Raw genomic sequence first — 902 nt, 5'->3', positions numbered from 1 at the left:
CGGGTGACGAACTGGCCGGCGTTTTGCTGCAGATGGAACTGGCAACGCTGCCAGGGAACAGAAGGGAACACCGCTTTGCGGGCAGCTTTGAGGCCCGCATGATCATCCGCGATGATGAGCTTGATCCCGTGCAACCCTCTGGCCAGGAGGGATTCCAGGAAACGTCGCCAATTGATCTCGGCTTCCGACGTGGCCACCGTGCAACCGAGCACCCGCCGTTTGCCCGTCGCATCGACGCCGACGGCGATCAAGACGGCACAATCGACGATTCGCCCTTCCAGCCGCACTTTCTCGTAACGGGCATCCAGAAAGAGATAGGGCACTTCGCCCAGAGGACGCTCGCGCCAGGCCGCAAGCCCCTCGTCGAGCCTGGCGGCGGCACGGCTCACCTGGGCGGTGGAGAGCGAAATCTCCGGCCCCAGCAGGCGCTGCAGTACCTCGATCACCCGGCGGGTGGAGACCCCCTGGACGTACATCTCGGCCAGGGCCAGATGCACCGCCTGATCGGTGCGGGTGCCTTTTTCGAGGGCAGAAGGGTAGAAGTCGCCGCAACGCACCTGGGGCACCTGAAAGGTCAGCTCACCAAGGCGGGTGAGTACCGTCTTGGGTTTGTACCCGTTGGCGTAGTCACGCCGTCGCTCACTACGTTCATAGGGCGCCGCTCCAAGGAACTGGGATCGTTCGATCTTGGCGGCTTCATTGACGAGGATGCGCAGAGCCTCGCCGGCACCCTCCAGTCCGTGTTCGAGCAACACAGCATAAGCCATTTCCAAAGGATTGGTTTCGACACGCATCGCCATGATGGGCATACTCCTTTCTCGAAGTCATGGCGTCAGACCGAGCGCCGCGCACTTCCTGCCAGAGGCGCTAAACGGAATTTACAGAAAGGATGGTACACAACC

1 protein-coding gene is annotated in these 902 nt (G+C 61.8%); it reads right to left on the bottom strand.

The features are described from left to right. The coding region (locus GV368_RS10930) for an IS256 family transposase (RefSeq protein WP_169116541.1) at nt 1–800 on the bottom strand (800 nt) is incomplete at its 3' end. Nucleotides 801–902 lie beyond the last annotated feature (102 nt).

This window comes from Tepidiphilus baoligensis (genome assembly GCF_012911495.1).
GTDB classification, from domain to species: Bacteria; Pseudomonadota; Gammaproteobacteria; order Burkholderiales; family Rhodocyclaceae; genus Tepidiphilus; species Tepidiphilus olei.
Note: the sequence above shows the minus strand (reverse complement) of the source record. Positions and strands in the feature narration are given on the sequence as shown.